At 61.5% G+C, this 19,824-nt stretch carries 15 protein-coding genes; 2 read left to right on the plus strand and 13 right to left on the minus strand.

The window, feature by feature from the left end; genetic code table 11:
• Positions 1 to 7: 7 nt before the first annotated feature.
• Positions 8 to 7,483, plus strand: coding sequence for a non-ribosomal peptide synthetase (locus REA38_RS07915; RefSeq protein ID WP_308885587.1), 7,476 nt, complete (start codon positions 8 to 10; stop codon positions 7,481 to 7,483).
• Positions 7,484 to 7,532: 49 nt separating this feature from the next.
• Here the strand turns inward: REA38_RS07915 and REA38_RS07920 are convergent, their stop codons facing one another.
• The 3 genes from REA38_RS07920 to lpxO all read right to left on the minus strand — a co-directional run bounded on the left by REA38_RS07920 (position 7,533) and on the right by lpxO (position 10,470).
• Positions 7,533 to 8,228, minus strand: coding sequence for a CTP synthase (locus REA38_RS07920; protein WP_308885589.1), 696 nt, complete (start codon positions 8,226 to 8,228; stop codon positions 7,533 to 7,535).
• A 118-nt stretch (positions 8,229 to 8,346) separates the two neighbouring features.
• Complete coding sequence (lpxP, locus tag REA38_RS07925; RefSeq protein WP_033636183.1) at positions 8,347 to 9,267, minus strand: kdo(2)-lipid IV(A) palmitoleoyltransferase; 921 nt, start codon at positions 9,265 to 9,267, stop codon at positions 8,347 to 8,349.
• Positions 9,268 to 9,564: 297 nt separating this feature from the next.
• Positions 9,565 to 10,470: a lipid A hydroxylase LpxO gene (gene lpxO, locus REA38_RS07930; RefSeq protein ID WP_047570378.1), complete on the minus strand. Its 906-nt coding sequence runs from the start codon at positions 10,468 to 10,470 to the stop codon at positions 9,565 to 9,567.
• 257 nt (positions 10,471 to 10,727) lie between these two features.
• Here lpxO and REA38_RS07935 point away from each other — a divergent pair, with 257 nt between their 5' ends.
• Positions 10,728 to 11,069 carry a hypothetical protein gene (locus tag REA38_RS07935; RefSeq protein WP_004936850.1) on the plus strand — a complete coding sequence of 114 codons (342 nt, stop codon included), beginning with the start codon at positions 10,728 to 10,730 and terminating at the stop codon, positions 11,067 to 11,069.
• A gap of 128 nt (positions 11,070 to 11,197) precedes the next feature.
• On the opposite strand, the gene fis is transcribed toward REA38_RS07935, so the two are convergent.
• From fis to msrP, 10 genes are all read right to left on the minus strand, one after another.
• Complete coding sequence (gene fis, locus REA38_RS07940; RefSeq protein ID WP_000462905.1) at positions 11,198 to 11,494, minus strand: DNA-binding transcriptional regulator Fis; 297 nt, start codon at positions 11,492 to 11,494, stop codon at positions 11,198 to 11,200.
• Entirely contained in the window at positions 11,476 to 12,480 is a 1,005-nt protein-coding gene (dusB, locus tag REA38_RS07945) for a tRNA dihydrouridine synthase DusB (RefSeq protein WP_004936856.1), read from the minus strand. The genes fis and dusB overlap by 19 nt, the downstream gene beginning before the upstream one ends.
• Before the next feature lie 393 nt (positions 12,481 to 12,873).
• The gene (gene prmA, locus REA38_RS07950) at positions 12,874 to 13,755 is read right to left on the minus strand and encodes a 50S ribosomal protein L11 methyltransferase (RefSeq protein ID WP_033636181.1); all 882 of its coding nucleotides are present in this window, start codon (positions 13,753 to 13,755) and stop codon (positions 12,874 to 12,876) included.
• An 11-nt stretch (positions 13,756 to 13,766) separates the two neighbouring features.
• The gene (gene panF, locus REA38_RS07955) at positions 13,767 to 15,212 is read right to left on the minus strand and encodes a sodium/pantothenate symporter (protein ID WP_033636180.1); all 1,446 of its coding nucleotides are present in this window, start codon (positions 15,210 to 15,212) and stop codon (positions 13,767 to 13,769) included.
• A complete protein-coding gene (locus REA38_RS07960; RefSeq protein ID WP_033636179.1) occupies positions 15,202 to 15,444 on the minus strand; it encodes a YhdT family protein in 243 nt (80 codons plus the stop codon). The genes panF and REA38_RS07960 overlap by 11 nt, the downstream gene beginning before the upstream one ends.
• A gap of 150 nt (positions 15,445 to 15,594) precedes the next feature.
• Positions 15,595 to 16,944 (minus strand): acetyl-CoA carboxylase biotin carboxylase subunit, encoded by a 1,350-nt coding sequence (accC, locus tag REA38_RS07965; RefSeq protein ID WP_004936886.1) that lies wholly within the window; start codon positions 16,942 to 16,944, stop codon positions 15,595 to 15,597.
• 12 nt (positions 16,945 to 16,956) lie between these two features.
• Positions 16,957 to 17,424: an acetyl-CoA carboxylase biotin carboxyl carrier protein gene (gene accB / locus REA38_RS07970; RefSeq protein ID WP_033636178.1), complete on the minus strand. Its 468-nt coding sequence runs from the start codon at positions 17,422 to 17,424 to the stop codon at positions 16,957 to 16,959.
• A 32-nt stretch (positions 17,425 to 17,456) separates the two neighbouring features.
• A complete protein-coding gene (aroQ, locus tag REA38_RS07975; protein WP_004936891.1) occupies positions 17,457 to 17,909 on the minus strand; it encodes a type II 3-dehydroquinate dehydratase in 453 nt (150 codons plus the stop codon).
• Positions 17,910 to 18,196: 287 nt separating this feature from the next.
• Positions 18,197 to 18,796, minus strand: coding sequence for a protein-methionine-sulfoxide reductase heme-binding subunit MsrQ (msrQ, locus tag REA38_RS07980; RefSeq protein WP_060425051.1), 600 nt, complete (start codon positions 18,794 to 18,796; stop codon positions 18,197 to 18,199).
• Positions 18,797 to 19,798 carry a protein-methionine-sulfoxide reductase catalytic subunit MsrP gene (gene msrP, locus REA38_RS07985; protein ID WP_308885592.1) on the minus strand — a complete coding sequence of 334 codons (1,002 nt, stop codon included), beginning with the start codon at positions 19,796 to 19,798 and terminating at the stop codon, positions 18,797 to 18,799.
• Between the last annotated feature and the right edge of the window lie 26 nt (positions 19,799 to 19,824).

A 19,824-nucleotide genomic window follows, 5' to 3' on the forward strand; every position in this document is an offset into this window, starting at 1 on the left:
GCGGGCGTTGCCGGAGCCGCAGGGGGCGCAGAGCCAGGCGGCGTATGAAGCGCCGCAGGGTGAACACGAAACGCTGCTGGCGGCGATCTGGCGCGAGCTGCTGAACGTGGAGCGGGTCGGGCGCCACGATAACTTCTTCGAGCTGGGGGGCCACTCGCTGCTGGCGGTGCGTCTGACCAACCGTCTGCAGCAGATGGAATGGCAGCTGCCGTTGCAGGTCCTGTTCGCCAACCCGACGCTGCTGGCATTGGCGCAGCAACTGCGGAGAACCGATGAGGCGCTGCCGCCGATCGAGGCTATGCCACGCGGCGCCGCGTTGCCGCTGTCGTTTGCTCAGCAGCGTTTGTGGTTCCTGACGCAGTTGGAAGGCCTGAGTGAAACTTACCATATTCCCCTGGCACTGAGCCTGCGCGGCGAGCTGGCTCTGCCCGCCTGGCGGCAGAGCCTGGATGCGCTCTATGCCCGCCACGAAGCGTTGCGCAGCCGGTTTGTCACCGTCGAGGGGCAGCCGCAGGCGCACATTCTGCCGGCAGACGCGCTGCCGTTGACGGTGCACGATCTGCGTGGGCGGCAGGATGCTCAGAGCCAGGCGCGGCAACTGGCGCAGCGCCTGACGGAGGCGCCTTTTGATTTGACGCAGGGGCCGCTGGTGCGCGCCGCGCTGATCCGCCTGGCGGATGAGGAGCATCTGTTCCTGCTCACCTGTCATCACATCATTTCCGACGGTTGGTCGACCGGCATTCTGCTGCGTGAACTGGGGGCGTTGTACGGCGCTTTGCGTCGCGGCGATGCCGATCCGCTGCCGCCGCTGCCGCTGCAATACGCAGATTACGCCGCCTGGCAGCGTCGCTATCTGACGCCGGAGCGGCTGGCGGCGCAGGCGCAATACTGGCGCGAAACGCTGAGCGATGCGCCGGCGCTGCTGACGCTGCCGACCGACCGGCCGCGTCCGACGGTGCAGTCTTTCAGCGGCGGGGAGGTGCCGATCGCGATCGACGCCGAGCTGACGCAGGCGCTGCGGCAGTTCAGCCGGCAGCATGGCGGCACGTTGTTCATGACGGTGCTGGCGGCCTGGAGCCTGGTGCTGGCGCGCATGGCCGGGCAGCAGGAGCTGGTGATCGGTACGCCGGAGGCCAACCGTGGCCGGCTGGAAACCGAATCGCTGGTCGGCTTCTTCGTCAGCACGCTGGCGCTGCGCATCGATCTTCGCGACGATCCTGATCTGCCGACGCTGATCGCGCGGATCCGCCACGCGGTGCTGGCGGCACGGGAAAATCGCGATCTGCCGTTCGAGCAGGTGGTGGAGCTGGTCAATCCGCCGCGCCACCTGGGTTATACCCCGCTGTTCCAGGTGATGTTGGCCTGGCAGGACGGCTCGGTGCGCGATATCTCGCTGCCTGGGCTGCAGGCCGAGAGTGCCGAGTTGGGCTATCAGATCGCCAAGTATGATTTGACGCTCGATCTGGCGGAGCGCGACGAGCAAATCAGCGGGACGCTGAACTTCGCCACGGCGCTGTTCGACCGCGCTACCGCCGAACGTTACGGCGTTTACCTGGTGCAGGTGCTGCGGGCGATGGCGACAAATGCTACGCAGCCTGCGTCGCATCTCGATCTGCTGCCGGCTGCCGAGCGCGAACTGTTGTTGTACGGCTGGAACCGAACCGCGGAAGTTTATCCGGCGCAGAGCAGTGCCCACGTCCTGTTTGAACAGTGGGTGCAGCGTACGCCGGACGCCGTTGCGGTGGTGAACGATCGGGACAGCCTGAGCTACGCCCAATTGAACGCCCACGCCAACCAACTGGCGCACCAACTCATCGCACAGGGCGTGCGCCCGGGCGATCGCGTGGCCACGTCGCTTGAACGCAGCGTTTCTCTGGTCATCGCCCAGCTGGCGATCCTCAAGGCGGGGGCCGCTTATGTGCCGCTCGATCCGCACCTGCCCGTTGCGCGGCAGGCGTGGATCATCGGTGACAGCGGGGCGTCGTTGATCCTGTGCGATCGCGATATCGACCGCGAGATAGCCGGCGAGATCGCCTGCCTGCGTGTCGATCGGCTGCGGCAGAATCCGACCCACGATCCGGCGGTGCCTCGCGCCGGCGGCGCGCCGGCCTACATCATGTATACCTCGGGCTCGACCGGTACGCCTAAAGGCGTCATGGTGACGCACCAAGGCATCCTCCGGCTGGCGATCAACAATCGTTTTGCGTCGTTTGAACGCGGCGATCGCTTCGCTTTCGCCGCCAATCCGGCGTTTGACGCCAGCACGCTGGAAATGTGGGGAGCCCTGTTGAATGGCGCCAGTCTGGCGATCATTGCGCCGGAAGTGTTGACGGAAGCCGAGGCGTTGGCGGCGGCGCTGGTGCGGCAAGGGATTAACGTCTTGTTCCTGACCACCTCGTTGTTTAACCAATATGCCCATAGCATCGCCGCGACGCTGGCGCAGTTGAAATATCTGCTGAGCGGCGGTGAAGCGGCGGATCCGCACGCCTTTGCCCGCATGCTGAAAGAGGCTGGGCCGGTACGGCTGATCAACGCTTATGGGCCGACCGAGTGTACGGTGTTCGCCACGACGGCCACGATCGAGCGAGTGGATCCATGGCAGCGTTTGCCTATCGGGCGGCCGATCGGCAATACCCGGATTTATCTGCTGGATGAGCACGGGCAACCGGTGCCGCTCGGCGCGACCGGCGAGATCTACATCGCCGGCCCCGGGGTGGCGCTGGGTTATCTCAACCGAGCAGAGTTAACGGCAGAGCGATTCCTGGCGGATCCGTTTAACCCAGGCGAGCGGATGTATCGCACCGGCGATCTGGCGCGCTATCTGGCGGACGGCAATATCGACTACCTGGGACGCAACGATCGGCAGGTGAAAATTCGCGGCTTCCGCATCGAATGCGGTGAGATCGAGGCGCGAGTGGCCGGTCATCCGGCGGTGCGCGAAGCGGTGGTGGATGTCCTCGGCGAAGCGGACAATAAGCGACTGGTAGCCTGGGTGGTGCCGGAGGCTGACGCGGATCGCCAGACGTTGGCGGTGACGCTGCGACAGTATCTGGCGGGGATGTTGCCGGAGTTTATGCTGCCGGCGGCCTGGGTGGCGCTGGATACGCTACCGCTGACGCCGAACGGCAAACTGGATCGGCGCGCGCTGCCTGAGCCGCAGGGGGACGCCTACGTGCGTGAGATTTACGCCGAACCTGAAGGCGAACTGGAAACGCTGCTGGCGGGGATCTGGCGTGAGCTGCTGGGCATTGAGCGGGTCGGGCGCCACGATAACTTCTTCGAATTGGGCGGCCACTCGCTGCTGGCGGTGAAGTTGATGGCGCAGCTGCGCCGTGTCGGGCTGAGCGCCGGGGTGCAAACGCTGTTCACCGCGCCGACGCTGTCAACGCTGGCGCAGACGTTGGTCACGCAGCAGGAAGTGAGCGTGCCGGCCAACGGTATCCTGCCGGGCTGCGTAGCCATTACGCCGGAGATGTTGCCGCTGGCGACGCTGAGCCAGCCGGAGATCGACGCGGTGGTGGCGCAGGTGCCGGGCGGCGTGGCCAACGTACAGGATATCTACGCCTTGTCGCCGCTGCAGGAGGGGATTTTGTTCCACCATCTGCTGGCGGAACGGGGCGACCCGTACCAGCTGTCCGCGGTGTTGCGTTTCGACAGCCGTGCGCGCCTGGACGCCTGGCTGGCGGCGATGCAGCAGGTGATCGATCGCCATGACATTCTGCGTACCGCGTTCATCACGCAGGGCGTGTCATCACCGGTGCAGGTGGTGTGGCGCAAGGCCGAGTTGTCGCTGCGAGAACTGCGGCTCAATCCGGAGGAGGGCGAGATCGGTTCGCGGCTGACGGCGTTGTTTGATCCGCGCCGCGTGCGGCCTGATCTGACGCGCGCACCGTTGCTGAGCTTTGTCGCCGCACAGGGGGAAGAAGGCAGTTGGTGCGTGCTCCAGCAGTGGCATCACCTGATCGGCGACCACTCGACCCTGGCGGTGATGCAGGAGGAGATCAACCTGATCCTGGCCGGGCGTGGGGACGAACTGGCCAAGGCACCGCCGTTCCGCAACGCGGTGGCGCAGGCAAGGCTCGGCGTCAGCAAGGCAGAACATGAACGGTTCTTCCGCACTATGCTGGCGGATATCGATGAACCGTCGCTGCCGTTCGGCCTGAGCGACGTGCATGGCGAAGGGCGGGATATCTCGACGGCGCACCTGGCCTTACCGCCTGCGCTCAACCAACAGCTGCGGCGGCAGGCGCGGCGGCTGGGCGTCAGCCTGGCCAGCCTGTGCCACCTGGCCTGGGCGCAGGTGTTGGCGCGCGCTACCGGCCGCGATGAGGTGGTATTCGGCACCGTATTGTTGGGCCGCATGCAGGCCGGAGACGGGGCGGAACGGGCGCTCGGATTGTTTATCAATACGTTGCCGCTGCGGCTGGATGTCAACGAGGTCGGCGCGGAATCGGCGGTGTTGCAGGCGCACATCCGGCTGAGCGGGCTGTTGGCCCATGAGCATGCGCCGCTGGCGTTGGCGCAGCGCTGCAGCGGCGTCGCCGCGGGCACGCCGCTGTTCAGTGCCTTGCTGAACTACCGGCATAACAGCGGCGAGGACACCGCATTGCCGACCGGCGTGACGCTGCTCGATAGCCAGGAACGCACCAACTATCCGTTCGTGCTGTCGGTCGAGGACGGCGGTGATTCGCTGGGCCTGACGGCGCAGGTCAGGCTGCCGATTGAAGCGCAGCGCGTGTGCGGCTATATGGCGCAGGCGTTGAGCGCATTGGCGCAGGCATTGGAGCAGGCGCCTCAGACACCGGTCTGTGAACTGGAGGTGATGCCGGATGAAGAGTATGCGCTGCAGCTGTGCCGCTGGAATCATACGGCGGAAGCTTACCCGGCGGATACCTGCGTGCACGAACTGTTTGAACAGCAGGCGCGGCTGACGCCGCAGGCCATCGCTTTGATCCAGGATGCGCAACGGCTCAGCTACGCACAGTTGAATGCGCGCGCCAACCGGTTGGCGCATCGGCTGATTGAGCGCGGCGTACAACCGGGCGACCGGGTCGCGGTGCGGCTGGCGCGCAGCATCGAACTGGTCTGCGCCCAATTGGCGGTAATCAAGGCCGGGGCGGCGTATGTGCCCATCGATCCGCAACTGCCGGCCGCGCGTCAGGCGTGGATCGCCGATGACAGCGGCGCCTGCCTGATGCTGACGGACGCCATCGGCGACGAGGAGATCCCGCAGCTGACGGTCGAGGATCGCGAAGCTGAAGATCATGACGGTAACCCGGCGTTGCGCGTGTCGAGCGGCGCGACGGCCTACATCATGTATACCTCCGGCTCGACCGGTACGCCGAAAGGCGTCATGACGCCGCACCAGGGTATCACGCGTCTGGTGCGCAACAACCGCTACGCCGCTTTTGACGCCGACGACCGCATTGCCTTTGCCGCCAATCCGGCATTTGATGCCAGCACGATGGAGGTTTGGGCCGCCCTGTTGAATGGCGGTGCGCTGGTGGTGATCGCGCCGGAGGTGATGATGGAGGCCGAGCGTCTGGCGGCCGAACTGCAACGCCATCGCATCACCACGCTGTTCTTGACCACTGCGCTGTTCAATCAGTATGTGCATAGCATCAGCGGCGCACTGGCGCAGTTGAAATATCTGATTAGCGGAGGGGAGAAAGAGGATCCGGGCGCTTATGCGCGGTTGTTGCAAGAGCGGGGGCCGGTGCACCTGATCCATGCCTATGGGCCGACGGAGACCACCACCTTTGCGACAACGGCACGTATCGAGCGGGCTGAAGGGGAGGCGCGCTTGCCGATTGGGAAACCGATCGGCAATACCCGCGCTTACTTGCTGGACGCCCGCGGGCGCCCGGTGCCGATGGGGGCGGTGGGGGAATTGCATATCGGCGGCGTGGGGGTGGCGTTGGGCTACCTGAACCGACCGGAACTGACGGCACAGCGCTTCCTGAGCGATCCGTTCAATCCGGTCGGCGGCGGCCGCATGTATCGCACCGGCGATCTGGCGCGTTATTTACCGGACGGCAGTCTTGAATACCAGGGGCGATGCGATCAGCAGATCAAGCTGCGCGGGTTCCGCATCGAACCGGGCGAGATTGAGGTGCAGCTGGCGGCGAGCTCGTGGGTGCGGGAAGCGGTGGTGCAGGTTTGTTCGACGGAACATCATCCGCGCCTGGTCGCCTGGATCGTACCGACGGCCGACGTTGACCGCAGCGCGTTGCAGGGACAGCTACGGGCCTATCTGAGCGAACGTTTGCCGGAGTACATGGTGCCGTCGGCTTATGTCTGGCTGGATGCGCTGCCGTTGACCGCCAACGGCAAGCTGGATCGGCGTGCCTTGCCGGAGCCGGAGCGCGCGGCAGTCGGCACTCGGGAGTATGCGGCGCCTCAGGGGGAGACCGAAACGACGCTGGCGCGGGTATGGTGCGAGCTGCTCGAGATTGGCCAGATAGGGCGCCACGACAATTTCTTCGAGCTCGGTGGCCATTCGCTGCTGGCGGTACGTCTTTCCAGCCAGCTGCGTCAGCAAGGCATCACCTTGCCGGTACAGGCGATCTTCAACCATCCGATATTGACCGAGCTGGCCGAGCGGATAGATCGTCGCACCGCAGAGGCTCCGCTGCGCAAAGCGGTGCCGGCTCGCAGCAGCGGCAGCCGGCCGCCGCTATTCTTCGTTCCGACCGGCTTTGGCGACCACTCCTACGTGTTTGAATTGGCCAAGGAGATCGACGAGACCTTCCCGGTCTACGCCGTGCCGTGGCCGGCGGTGGAGGAGAAGCCGGCTACCATGTCCGATATGGCCGCCAGCGCCGTGGCGTTGATTCGCGAAGTGCAGCCGCAGGGGCCATACCATCTGGCGGGGTACTCTTCCGGCGGGGTGTTGGCCTATGCCATCGCCGAGCAGCTGCAATCGGCCGGGGAAGCGGTCGCCTTCCTGGGGTTGATCGACACGTTGCGGCCGGTGGAGGCGATGCACAGCCCGGTCCAGCTGTTGCTGAACTGGGTGGAGTCAACGCAGGAAAGGCCGGATCCGCAGTTCTGTCAGCAGTTGGCCGAGCTGCCGTTGCCGGAGGCGATTGCAGCCGTGCAACGCGCCGGGATCAAGACTCAGCGTGAGGAAGTGGCCGACGAGGCGGCGCTCTGGCAGCAGCGGCACCACTACGCCAAACTGGTGGAAGCGACCCTGGTGCAGCCCGCATCGCTGAAAATCCATCTGTTCAAGGCGAAGCAGGAGCAGGTTTCCGTCAATTCGCAGAACGCACAGTTCCAGGCGTATTGGCAGAGGATCAAGCAGGCGGGATATTGCCGCGAAGACGCTTCCGCGTTGGGATGGGATAAGCTGTTGCCGCCGGCGACCGTCCGCGTCAGCCAGGTCAACGGCGACCATGTGTCGATGATGGAGCATCCGGTTCATCGGCGTGAGCTGGGGCAACACTTCAATCTGGCGTTGCGCGAGCTCGGACAGGCGTAAGCCGGCGGGATGTATCCGATGAGAAAGCCCTCGCAAGAGGGCTTTTTTTTTACCCGTTGGCGGCGGTTTTGACGAGTTCCACCACCAGCGGTGAAAGCTCGCCGCGCAGCGCGGCGCGTTCCGACTGGAACAGCGTGGCGACGTAAAAACGCCGGCCCGGCAGTTCGATGGCGCGCACGTCGCCTTCGGTGTCGTGGCCGCTGACGATCAGCGGGAAGCGCTCAAGATCGGCGACGAATTCCGGATTCACGCCGAAGTTGCAGTGGTAGCCTTCATGGGTGTTCAGGCTGCCGTAGGCCTGCGCGACGCGGGTGTCAGGCTGAAAAACGATGTCGCCGGTTTTTTCCACCAGCGAGCAGCTCAGCGGGGCGATCACCAATCGGCCGCCGCTGTTGGTTTCCGCATGGCCGGCGTCGTGCCAGCCCATCACGTTGCGGGCGTACTCGACGATGGCGTATTGAAAACCGCCGCAGGAGCCGAGGAACGGCACGTCGTTTTCCCGCGCATGGCGGATCGCCATAAAGGCGCCGTCGTCGTAACGATACGGGCTGCCCGGCACCACCCAGATGGCGTCGAAATTTTGCAGGACGTCGGGGGAGGTCAGGGTTTCTGTCGGTAGCCATTGGGGCTGCACGTCGATGTCGAGATGGGCGGCGGTGAGCTGGAGCGCCACGGGGATGGCCTGATGGGCCACGGCTTGCGGGTTGTAATCACCGACCAGAGCAATGCGAACTTGAGCTTTCATCATTTCCTTTCCTGTGCGGGTAAAAAAGGAGATTACAGGAAAGTAGAGTGTCGAGCCGCCGCTTTTTAAACGTGGCGCACAAAAAAGCCCGGCGTTGGCCGGGCTGGAAAAAAGAGGGTCAGTACAGCGAGGGCGCGCCGGCCGGTCGGGTTTTGAAGCGGCGGTGCAGCCACATGTATTGCTCCGGCGCCCGCATGATCTCTTTCTCGATCACTTTGTTCATGTAAGCCGCCGCCGCCTGTTCGTCGCTGAGCGGGTAGTCTTCCAGGGCCGGTTGAATCAGCAGGTCGTAGCCGCGGCCGCCTTCGCGGCGGATCAGCACCACCGGCACCAATGCCGGGTTGGCCATGCGTGCCAGCATGAAGGTGCCGCTGGTGGTGGCGGCCTGATCGACGGCGAACAGCGGCGCGAATACGCTGCCGCGCGGGCCGTAGTCCTGATCCGGCGCGAACCATACCGCCTCGCCGCGCTTGAGCGCGTGCACCATGCCGCGCAGATCCTTGCGATCGATCATCGCCTTGTTGGAGCGCATGCGGCCCTTGGTCTGCGCCCACTCCATCGCCTTGTTGTTGTGCGGGCGGTACATCGCCATCATCGGTTGGCACAGGCCCATCGCCCGGCCGCCCAGCTCCAGCGACATAAAGTGCACGCCGATCACCAGCACGCCGCGATCGTCGCGCTGCGCCATTTTGAGGTGGTTGATGCCGGAGACGTTGAACCAGCGCTTGACGCGTTTATCCGACCAGAACCAGGCCATGCCGGTTTCCAGCAGGCCCATGCCGAGCGATTCGAAGTTGCCCACTACTTTACGTTCGCGCTGCGCTTCGTCCATCTCGGGGAAGCACAGTTCGAGGTTGCGGCGGGTAATGGCGACGCGACGCTTAAGAAAACGCATCGAGGTGCGCCCCATCCACACCCCCAGCCGATTGAGCAACGGGTAAGGGAGCTGTACCAGCAGGAACAGCAGGGCCAGGCCGAACCAGGTCAGCCAGTAGCGCGGGTGCAGCAAGGAAAGTTGAAATCTCTTTTGGCGTTTCATAGCAGCTCGTTTATGCGTTAGGGGGTAGCAACCTGTAACGCATAAAGGATCCACTCGATAGCGATACGACTACTCAGACACCCAAGTACGGCCAGGGTTTAGTCGGAATTCCATAATTGACTAAACATTTACATTCGAAGGGCGGTTTGCGCTGCTATCAGGCTTCGGAGGGATAGCTGTTGGCCAGCGGAGGCGGCTCTAGGAACGTGTATGTTAACACAGAGTACGGGGTGTGGCGGAAGAGGGGCATGCGAATATTCTCATTCGCGTTGCCCCTGAGTTGAAGATTGGCTCGTTTTATAGGCTGGGAATGATAATCGCGGCGAAGATCGCAGCGATCACCAGCCATTTCAGCAGGTAGTAACCGCGGCGGTTGCGCGCCTTCAGGCGTTGGCCGGCATCGCGCACCGCGTTGACGTATTTGAAGATGCGGTTGATGCCGCCGGTGCGGTCCTGATCGTCGTTTGGCGAGCTGGCCGCCGACATCAGCGTGGCGCCGACCCAGTGGTTGACCGCCTGCGCCCAGCGCCATTTCATCGGCCGCTCGACGTCGCAAAACAGAATGATGCGCGTCTGATCGGTGGCGTTCTGCGCCCAGTGCACGTAGGTTTCGTCGAAGATCACCGCCTCGCCGTCGCGCCAGCTGTGCTGCTCGCCGTCCACCTCGATGAAGCAGCGATCGTCGTTGGGCGTCATCAACCCCAGGTGATAGCGCACCGAGCCGGCGTAAGGATCGCGGTGTTTACCCAAATGGCTGCCGGGCGGCAGCTCGGCGAACATCGCGGCCTTGACCGACGGGATGCGGTTGAGCAGCTCGACGGTTTTTGGGCACAGCGCCTGCGCCGAAGGGTGGCTGTCGCTGTACCATTTCAGATAGAAACGTTTCCAGCCGCGTTTGAAGAAGGTGTTGAACCCCGCATCGTTGTGCGACTGCGCCTTTTTGATGTGATGCTGCAAGCGCACCGCTTCCTCGCGGATCACCTGCCAGTTGTCGGTCAGCGTCTGCAGCTCCGGGAAACCTTTTTCGTCGAAATAGGGCTGCCTGGCGGGCAAACGGGAAAAACCGGTCATAAACATATTGATCGGCCCCATAAAGGTGGAGTGATCGAACAGTTGGCGGGTAAGCTTTTGTTTCTCCTTGCCGCGGGAGTGTGCGTAAAGGAAGCTGACGATAAAAACGCCTATGATGATGACGGCAACCATAGAATCCATCCCTGTCATTACTGATTATTACGAGGTAAAAAACGTAAAAATTATAGTTTTGTGACAGATAAAATTTAACTTTTTCGTGCCATTTCGCCGTTGTTGAACGTTGATGGCATGAAAAGTTAATAAAGATGTAGGTGTTGATATTTTATGTTGGTATTTTTGGTTTTCGTACTATTCTTAGGTTTCTTTAACGGGGTTGTGTGCCATCTTATTTCATGACGAATGGCACGTATCTGAGAAAAGAGGGACTTATGAAGAAATCAATCATTGCCTTGTCTGCACTGCTGCTCGCTTCCCCGGTGTTCGCCGCTGAGACCGCGACCGACACCGCCGCTCACGCCAGCAACGAGGTCGTTGCCGAAGCGCACAAAGGAGCGGATACCGCCAAAGAAAAGCTGCACCAGTCTCAGGACAAGGGTGAAGAGCTGAAGCTGAAAGCCAAGCACGCCGCCGAAGGCAAGAGCGACAGCGTCGGCAGCAAAGTGAGCGAAGGCTCGCAAAAGGCCTGGCACTCCACCAAGCAAGGTTCAGAGAAGGCTTGGGACAAGACCAAGCAAGGGGCGGAAAGCCTCAAGAACAAAGTGACCGAATAAGGTCTCCGCTTTGCCACAAGGGCCGCGCTGCGGCCTTTTTTATTGCCCGAAAACCGGGCGCGCCCCAAAAGAAAAAGGCGCTTATCAAATGAGATAAAGCGCCTTTTCAACACGTTAACTGACTAGTATCAGTTCATGCCGTATTTTTTCAGCTTCTTGCGCAGCGTGCCGCGGTTGATGCCCATCATCAGGGCTGCGCGGGTCTGGTTGCCACGGGTGTATTGCATCACCATGTCCAACAGTGGCTGTTCAACTTCAGCCAGTACCAGCTCATACAGGTCATTTACGTCTTGACCGTTCAGTTGAGCAAAATAGTTCTTCAGTGCTTGTTTAACCGAGTCACGCAGAGGCTTTTGAGTCACCTGATCTTGTGAGTTAACGGTAGAAACGGTCAGTACGTCAGAATTTACGCGTTGTTCGAACATAGTTCTGTCAGCTCTTTTTTTACGCTAAGATTTTCGAAATATGCCTCCAACGCCTCCAGCTGTTCGCTGGCATCCTCTATGGCGTTGAATGTGCGCCGAAACTGGTCATTCGGAGCGTGTTCCTGGAGATACCAGGACACGTGCTTACGAGCAATCCGGAATCCCTTGCCTTGGCCATAGAAGCCGTGCAATTCCCGAATGTGCCCAATCAACAAGCGCTTCACCTCGCCAAGCGGCAGCGGCGGCAGCAACTCCCCAGTGTCCAGATAATGCTGGATTTCCCGGAAGATCCAGGGTCTCCCCTGAGCAGCGCGGCCTATCATCAGGGCATCGGCCCCGGTGTAGTCGAGCACTGCTCTGGCTTTATGCGGGTCAGTAATATCCCCATTCGCGATAATCGGAATGGAAACACTCTGCTTAACTGCCCGAATGCTGTCGTATTCCGCGTCGCCGTTAAACAGACAGGCGCGGGTTCGGCCGTGAATCGTCAGGGCCTGAATACCACAGTCTTCGGCCAGTTGGGCAATCTCTACACAGTTACGATGCTCTGGCGCCCAGCCGGTGCGAATCTTCAGCGTTACCGGCACATCCACCGCGTCAACCACCGCGTGGAGGATCCGTTTAACCAGATCCGGGTACTGCAACAAGGCGGACCCGGCAAGCTTCCGGTTCACTTTTTTGGCAGGGCATCCCATATTGATGTCGATGATCTGCGCGCCGCTGGCCACGTTGATACGCGCGGCGGCGGCCATATCATCAGGATCGCATCCGGCAATCTGCACGGAGCGGATCCCTGGTTCATCGCTATGCACCATACGCAGACGCGACTTATCCGTCCGCCACACCTCCGGGTTGGAGGAGAGCATCTCGGATACAGCCATCCCAGCACCCATTGCATGACAGAGGGTTCTGAACGGGCGATCTGTAATACCGGCCATCGGGGCCGCAATCAGGCAATTAGTAAGCTGGTGGTGTCCAATGCGCATAGACAAAGAGTGACCATACTGTGTCCGCAAGGGCGCGTATATTACGCATTTTTGCGCCGAGATGAAAGGCCAAACTTTAACCAATTGGCGCGATATTAGGGCAAAAAATGCGCTGTGCAGTGATTCATAAAAATATTGTATATATTTTACAATGAGTTGACGAAAAGTGCTTATTTTGTGTGCGGTAAAATATTCACCTTTGCGCAGAATATTATCTGCATTCACCCGCGTTTTTTGCCGGGATAGCCTGCCTGGAAGGCGCATTGTCAGGGCGATCCGTCGTTGAACGGCGAAAAATTGCATAAAATTTTGTCTCGCCCGCGGGCCGATCGCCAGGCAAAAAAAATCCACCGGCGCAGGGCCGGTGGATGAGGGGGCAATAGACCGTGACGCTTACTTGCGGCGGCCGGTGATGCGGCACCACTCTTCACGCTCGGCGACCGGGTCGAGCGTGAACTTCTCTTCGTAGGCTTGCGCAACGCTGCTCGCCTGGCTGGCCAGCACGCCGGACAGCCCCAGATGGCCGCCGGCCTTCGGCAGGCAACCGATCAGCGGCGCCAGCTCGCGCAGCGGGCCGGCGAGGATGTTGGCGACCACCACGTCCGCCAGCAGGTCCGCCGGCTGGTCTTTCGGCAGATACAGCTCCAGACGCTCTGAAACGCCGTTACGCTGCGCGTTGTCGCGGCTGGCCTGAATGGCCTGGGGATCGATGTCGATGCCGATAGCGCGCGCCGCACCCAGCTTCAGCGCGGCGATTGCCAGGATGCCGGAACCGCAACCGAAGTCGATGACGGTTTTGCCGGCCAAATCGAGGCCGTCCAGCCACTGCAGGCACAGCGCGGTGGTCGGGTGGGTGCCGGTGCCGAACGCCAGGCCCGGATCGAGCATCACGTTGACCGCGTCGGGATCCGGCACGTCGCGCCAGCTCGGGCAGATCCACAAGCGCTCGCCGAAGCGCATCGGGTGGAAGTTGTCCATCCATTCGCGCTCCCAGTCCTTATCTTCCAGCTGCTCTATCTTGTGGCGGAAACCGGCGCCCAGCAGCGGGTGCTGTTCCAGCATCGCCACCACCTCGGCCATATCGGTTTCCGCGTCGTACAGGCCGATCACGTCGGTATCGCCCCACAGCAGGGTTTCACCCGGCAAAGGTTCGAACACCGGGTTGTCGTGGGTGTCCTGGAAGGTCACCGACACGGCGCCGCTTTCCACCAGCGCGTCGCTCAGGTCTTCCGCCTGGCTGCCGGTGGTGTTCAGTTTGAGTTGGATCCAAGGCATAGCAATTCTCTTCAAGAGGGTAATGATGACGCCGTCCGGCGCTTTTCGCCGACGACGTTACCGAGATAAAACGCCAACAGGCTGAGCAACAGCGAAGGCACGATAGGGTGCAGCCCCGCCGGCTGCAGGTTGAAGCTGGCCAATAGCGTATAGCATACCGCACCCGACACCATTGAGCTAAGCGCTCCCTGAGCATTGGCGCGTTCCCAGTACAGGCCCAGCACCAGCGGCCACAGGAACACCGCCTCCAGCCCGCCGAAAGCCAGCAGGTTGAGCCAGATGATCATCTCCGGCGGCCGCCAGGCCGCCAACAGCACCAACAGGCCGAGGATCAGCGTGGTCAGGCTGGAGAAGCGCTTGATCAGCCGCTCGTTGTGGATCTGCTGCGGCCGTACGCCAAGATAGAGATCCTTGATGATGGTGGCGGAGGATTGCAGCAGTTGGGCGTTGATGGTCGACATGATCGCCGCCATCGGCGCCGCCAAGAAAATCCCGGCGGCGTACGGCGGCAGCACGGTGATCATCAGCGTCGGGATCACCTGATCGGGGATCTTGAGATCCGGCAACACCGCGCGGCCGAGCGCGCCGGCCAGGTGCATGCCGAACATCAGCACCGCCACCACCACGGTGCCGAGCAGAATGCCGCGGTGCACCGCCTTGCTGTCCTTGTAGGAGATACAGCGCACGGCGGTGTGCGGCAGGCCGATCACCCCGAAGCACACCAGGATCCAGAACGACGCCATAAACGGCAGGCTGAGGATCTGATCGCCGCCCTGCGGCGACACCAGCGCCGGATCGATCTGCTGCAGTTTGCTGACTGCGCTGTCCAGTCCGCCGGCGGCATGGATCACCGCCACCAGCAGCAGCACGGTGCCAAGCAGCATCACCAGCCCCTGCATGGCGTCGTTCAGCACGCTGGCGCGGAAGCCGCCGAAGGCGGTGTACAGCGCGATGCTGATGCCGAAGATCAGCAGGCCGGTGTCGTAAGGAATGCCGGCGGCGGTTTCCAGCAGGCGTGCGCCGCCGATAAACTGCACCGTCATGGCGCCGAGGAACGCCACCAGCAGGCTGAGGCTGGCCAGCCACACCAGCAGGCGGCTTTGGTAGCGGCCATACAGCATGTCATTGAGGGTGATAGCGTTGTAGCGGCGCGCCAGGATGGCGAATTTCTTGCCCAGCACGCCGAGCGACAGCCACACCGCCGGCAGCTGGATCATCGCCAGCAGCACCCAGCCCAGGCCGTATTTGTAGGCGGCGCCGGGGCCGCCGATAAACGAACTGGCGCTGATGTAGGTGGCGGTCAGGGTCATCGCCAGCACAAAGCCGCCCATCGAGCGGTTGCCGAGGAAATATTCGCTGAGGAAATTTCCATTCTGACGGCGGCGATAGGCGTATACCGACAGGCCGAATACCAGCAGCAGGTAGGCGACCAGCGGCAGGATCACTTCAGTTTGCATCGCTGTCCTCCAGCGAAATGTCGCGGAACACCGTGCGAACCATCAGCCAGCACAGGCCGATGAACAGCAGCGGCACCAGCAGGCAGGCCATTTCGAACCAGTGCGGCAGGCCGGTGACGCCGACGGCGCTGTCCGGCAGATAGGCCGCCAGCCCCCAGGCCAGCAGGTAGAGCAGCGTCAGCCCCAGCGCCCAGCGCGCTTCGCGGTGCGCCTGAATAAAGCGTTTGTCCATCCGTGTCTCCCATAGGTTTACGGTGATGGATTCATCAAAGGTAGGGAATTTTACGGCATGACGGCGTTTTGCCAAGCCGTTACTGGCGCAACGCCAAAGAAAAAGGCCGGTGATTAACCGGCCTTTCGTCAGACGATGCTGCGTGCTGCCTTAGGTTTCCTGCAGACCCAGCTTCTTCTCCAGATAGTGGATGTTGGTGCCACCGTGCTGGAAGTTTTCGTCGTTCATGATCTTCTGCTGCAGCTCAACGTTGGTTTTGATGCCGTCGATGATCAGTTCAGCCAGGGCGTTTTTCATGCGGGCAATCGCCACGTCACGGTTTTCGCCGAAGGTGATCAGTTTGCCGATCATGGAGTCATAGTACGGCGGTACGGTATAACCGGCGTAGATATGAGATTCCCAACGCACGCCGAAACCGCCTGGCGCGTGGAAGCGGGTGATCTTGCCCGGGCTCGGCAGGAAGGTGTTCGGATCTTCGGCGTTGATGCGGCATTCTACCGCGTGGCCGTGGATCTTCACTTCTTCCTGTTTGATCGACAGCGGCTGACCGGCAGCGATGCGCAGCTGCTCTTTGATCAGATCCACGCCGGTGATCATTTCGGTAACCGGGTGCTCTACCTGAATACGGGTGTTCATTTCGATGAAATAGAACTCGCCGTTTTCATACAGGAACTCGAAGGTGCCCGCGCCGCGGTAGCCGATTTCCACGCAGGCTTTCGAGCAGCGCTCGCCGATGTAACGGCGCATTTCGCTGGTGATGCCCGGCGCCGGCGCTTCTTCGACCACTTTCTGGTGGCGGCGCTGCATGGAGCAGTCGCGCTCGGCCAGATAGATGGCGTTGCCCTGGCCGTCGGCCAATACCTGAATCTCGATGTGGCGCGGATTCTCCAGGTATTTTTCCATGTACACCATGTCGTTGTTGAAAGCCGCTTTGGCTTCCGCTTTCGTCATGTTGATGGACTGCTCAAGGTCTTTGTCGCTGCGCACCACGCGCATGCCGCGACCGCCGCCGCCGCCGGAGGCCTTGATGATCACCGGATAACCGATGCGCTTGGCGAAGGCACGGTTTTTATCCATGTCGTCGGTCAGCGGGCCGTCGGAGCCAGGTACGCACGGCACGCCGGCTTTCTTCATGGCGTTGATCGCGGAAACCTTGTCGCCCATCAGGCGGATGGTCTCGGCTTTCGGGCCGATGAAGATGAAGCCGGAGCGTTCAACCTGCTCGGCGAAGTCGGCGTTCTCGGACAGGAAGCCGTAGCCCGGGTGGATCGCCACCGCGCCGGTGATTTCCGCCGCCGAGATGATGGCCGGGATGTTCAGGTAGCTTTTTACCGATGGCGCAGGACCGATGCAGACGGTCTCGTCGGCCAGCAGCACGTGTTTCAGATCGCGGTCGGCCGCGGAGTGAACCGCAACGGTCTTGATGCCCAGTTCTTTACAGGCACGCAGGATGCGAAGCGCGATCTCGCCGCGGTTGGCGATAACAATTTTATCAAGCATGGGGGCGCCTCGTTATTCGATGACGACCAGCGGCTCGTCATATTCGACCGGCTGGCCGTTTTCCACCAGGATGGCTTTCACGACGCCGGACTTGTCCGCTTCGATCTGGTTCATCATTTTCATGGCTTCAACGATGCACAGGGTATCGCCAGCGTTCACTTTCTGGCCCACTTCCACGAAGGCTTTCGCGTCCGGGCTTGGGGTGCGGTAGAAGGTGCCTACCATTGGGGAACGAACGACGTGGCCACTCACGGCCGCCGGTGCTGCAGGGGTTTCTGCCGCAGGCGCGGTGGCAACGGCGTTAGCCAGGGCTGGCTGCTGCTGTGCCGGCATCGCGTAGGCCTGCTGCATGACGGGATAAGCCTGCGCCGGTGCGGCACGGCTGATGCGAACCGATTCTTCGCCTTCAGAGATTTCCAGTTCAGAAATGCCTGATTCTTCAACCAGTTCGATCAGTTTCTTGATTTTACGAATATCCATGAGTGTGATTCCGTACTCTTTTTGTGGAGCAATTAGTGGGTTTTCGACAGACGGTTAACCGCTGCCTGTAAAGCGAAAGCGTAGCCATCCGCGCCGAGGCCGCAAATCACCCCTACCGCTACGTCTGAGAGATAAGAGTGATGGCGGAAAGGTTCGCGGGCGTGCACGTTGGACAGATGGATCTCGATGAACGGGATCTGCACCGCCAGCAACGCATCGCGCAGCGCCACGCTGGTGTGCGTGAACGCCGCCGGATTTATCAGAATGAAATCGGTGTTGCCGCGCGCCTGATGGATGCGATCGATCAGCTGATGCTCGGCGTTGGACTGCAGATGGCTCAGGGTAATATCCAATGCGGATGCCTGGTTTTCCAATCCGTTAACAATCTCTGTCAGCGTCGTGCTGCCGTACTTCTCCGGCTCACGCGTCCCCAGCAGATTGAGATTGGGGCCGTTCAGAAGCAAAATGTGAAACTTATCCGCCATTGTGCTGGTATCTCCGGCAATAAAACCATCATCGTAGAAAATAACCCGATGTTATCGATTTGTCACCTGTTAAGGGGCAAATTCACCCTGAGAACAGAAACAAGGTCGGGCATTATAACGATATCGTAGCAATTCGCAGCTAAATACTGGTCTTATCAGCGAAGATATTCAACCCCAAATCGACGAACTCGGGGATCCGTGACAGGAATATGAGCGCTGGAACACAGAAAAAGTTCCCGCCGGCGGCGCGCGTTTTTCCGTACCAATAACGCGCGCCGCCGCGTAGTTCAGCGCCACCAGGCGCGGAATTTCTTGTAACGTAGGCCCAACAGCGCCACCGCCAGCAGCGCGTAGATGAACGGCTGGGGGGAAAACGTTTTGACCGACCACAGGTAGTGGATAGGGGCGAGGATCGCCGCCAGATAGACGAAGTTGTGCAACAGTTGCCATTTGGCGCCCAGTTTGCGCATCGCCCACAGCGTTGAGGTGGCCGCCAGCGCCAGCAGGATCAGCCAGGTGAGGATGCCGAGCGTCAGATAAGGGCGGTTCACCAGCTCGCTGCCCAGCAGGCCGAGGTTGCTCAGCCCCAGTTCCAGCGTGGAGTAGCTTATCAGGTGCAGCGTGCCCCAGGCAAAGCACCACAGCCCCACCAGGCGGCGGCAGCGGATCAGCAGCGGCTGGCGGGCGTAGCGCGCCAGCGGGGCGATAGCCAGCGTGGCCAGCAGCAGTTTCAGCGTCATCCTGCCGGTAAAATGCTGGATGTCCTTGGACGGATCGGCGCTGAACCAGCCTTGATCCACCGCCAGCACCAGCCAGAGAAAGGGCAGAAACGCCACCAGATGCAGGGCGGCTTTCAGCCATTTGATATGAACAGGCGTCAGGCGCACTTAGAAATTCTCCCGCAGATCCATGCCGCGATACAGCGACGCCACCTGGTCGGCATAGCCGTTGAACAGCAGCGTCGGCTGGCGTTTGACGTCGAGAATGCCGCCGGAGCCGATGAAACGCTCGGTGGCCTGCGACCAGCGCGGATGATCGACGTGCGGATTCACGTTGGCGTAAAAACCGTACTCGTTCGGCGCGGATTGGTTCCAGGTAGTCGGCGGCCGATCGCGCACCAAACGGATATGCACGATCGATTTGATGCCCTTGAAGCCATATTTCCACGGCGTGATCAGCCGCAGCGGCGCGCCGTTTTGCGGCGGCAGGGTTTTGCCGTACACGCCGACGGTCAGCAGCGCCAGCGGATGCATCGCCTCGTCCAGCCGCAGCCCTTCGACGTAGGGGTATTTCAGGCCGCCGCCGATAAAGCGATCTTTCTGGCCGGGCATCTGCTCCGGATCGTACAGCGTCTGGAAGGCCACGTAGCGCGCGTTGCCGTTCGGTTCGGCCAGCTTGATCAGCTTGCCCAGCTCGAAACCGATCCACGGCACCACCATCGACCAGGCCTCGACGCAGCGCATGCGGTAAATGCGCTGTTCCAGTGGGAAACGCTTCATCAGATCGTCGATATCCAGCGTTATCGGCTTCGCCACTTCGCCGTCGATGCGCACTTTCCAGCCTTCGGTTTTCAGCCCGCCGGCGTTGGCGGCCGGATCGGCCTTGTCGAGGCCGAACTCATAGAAGTTGTTGTAGCCGGTGACCTTGTCTTCCGGCGTCATCGCCAGCTGCGCCTGCCAGGCGGCCGGTTTGCTGAATTCCAGCGCTTTGCCCGGCGGCGCCTTGGGGCGATTGTTGCCCTTGAACCACGACAGCAGGTCCGCCTGTGCGCCGGTGGGCAGCGCCAGCGAAGCGGCGGTGATGCCGAGCGCCTGCAGCACCTTGCGCCGCTGGTGGAATACGCTCTCCGGCGTGACGTCGGCCTCGGTCAATTTGGGGTGTTTGTTCATGCTTATGTTCTCCGCGACTGATTCCC

Source organism: Serratia sp. MF1(2023) (assembly GCF_030954545.1).
Taxonomy (GTDB): Bacteria; Pseudomonadota; Gammaproteobacteria; order Enterobacterales; family Enterobacteriaceae; genus Serratia; species Serratia sarumanii.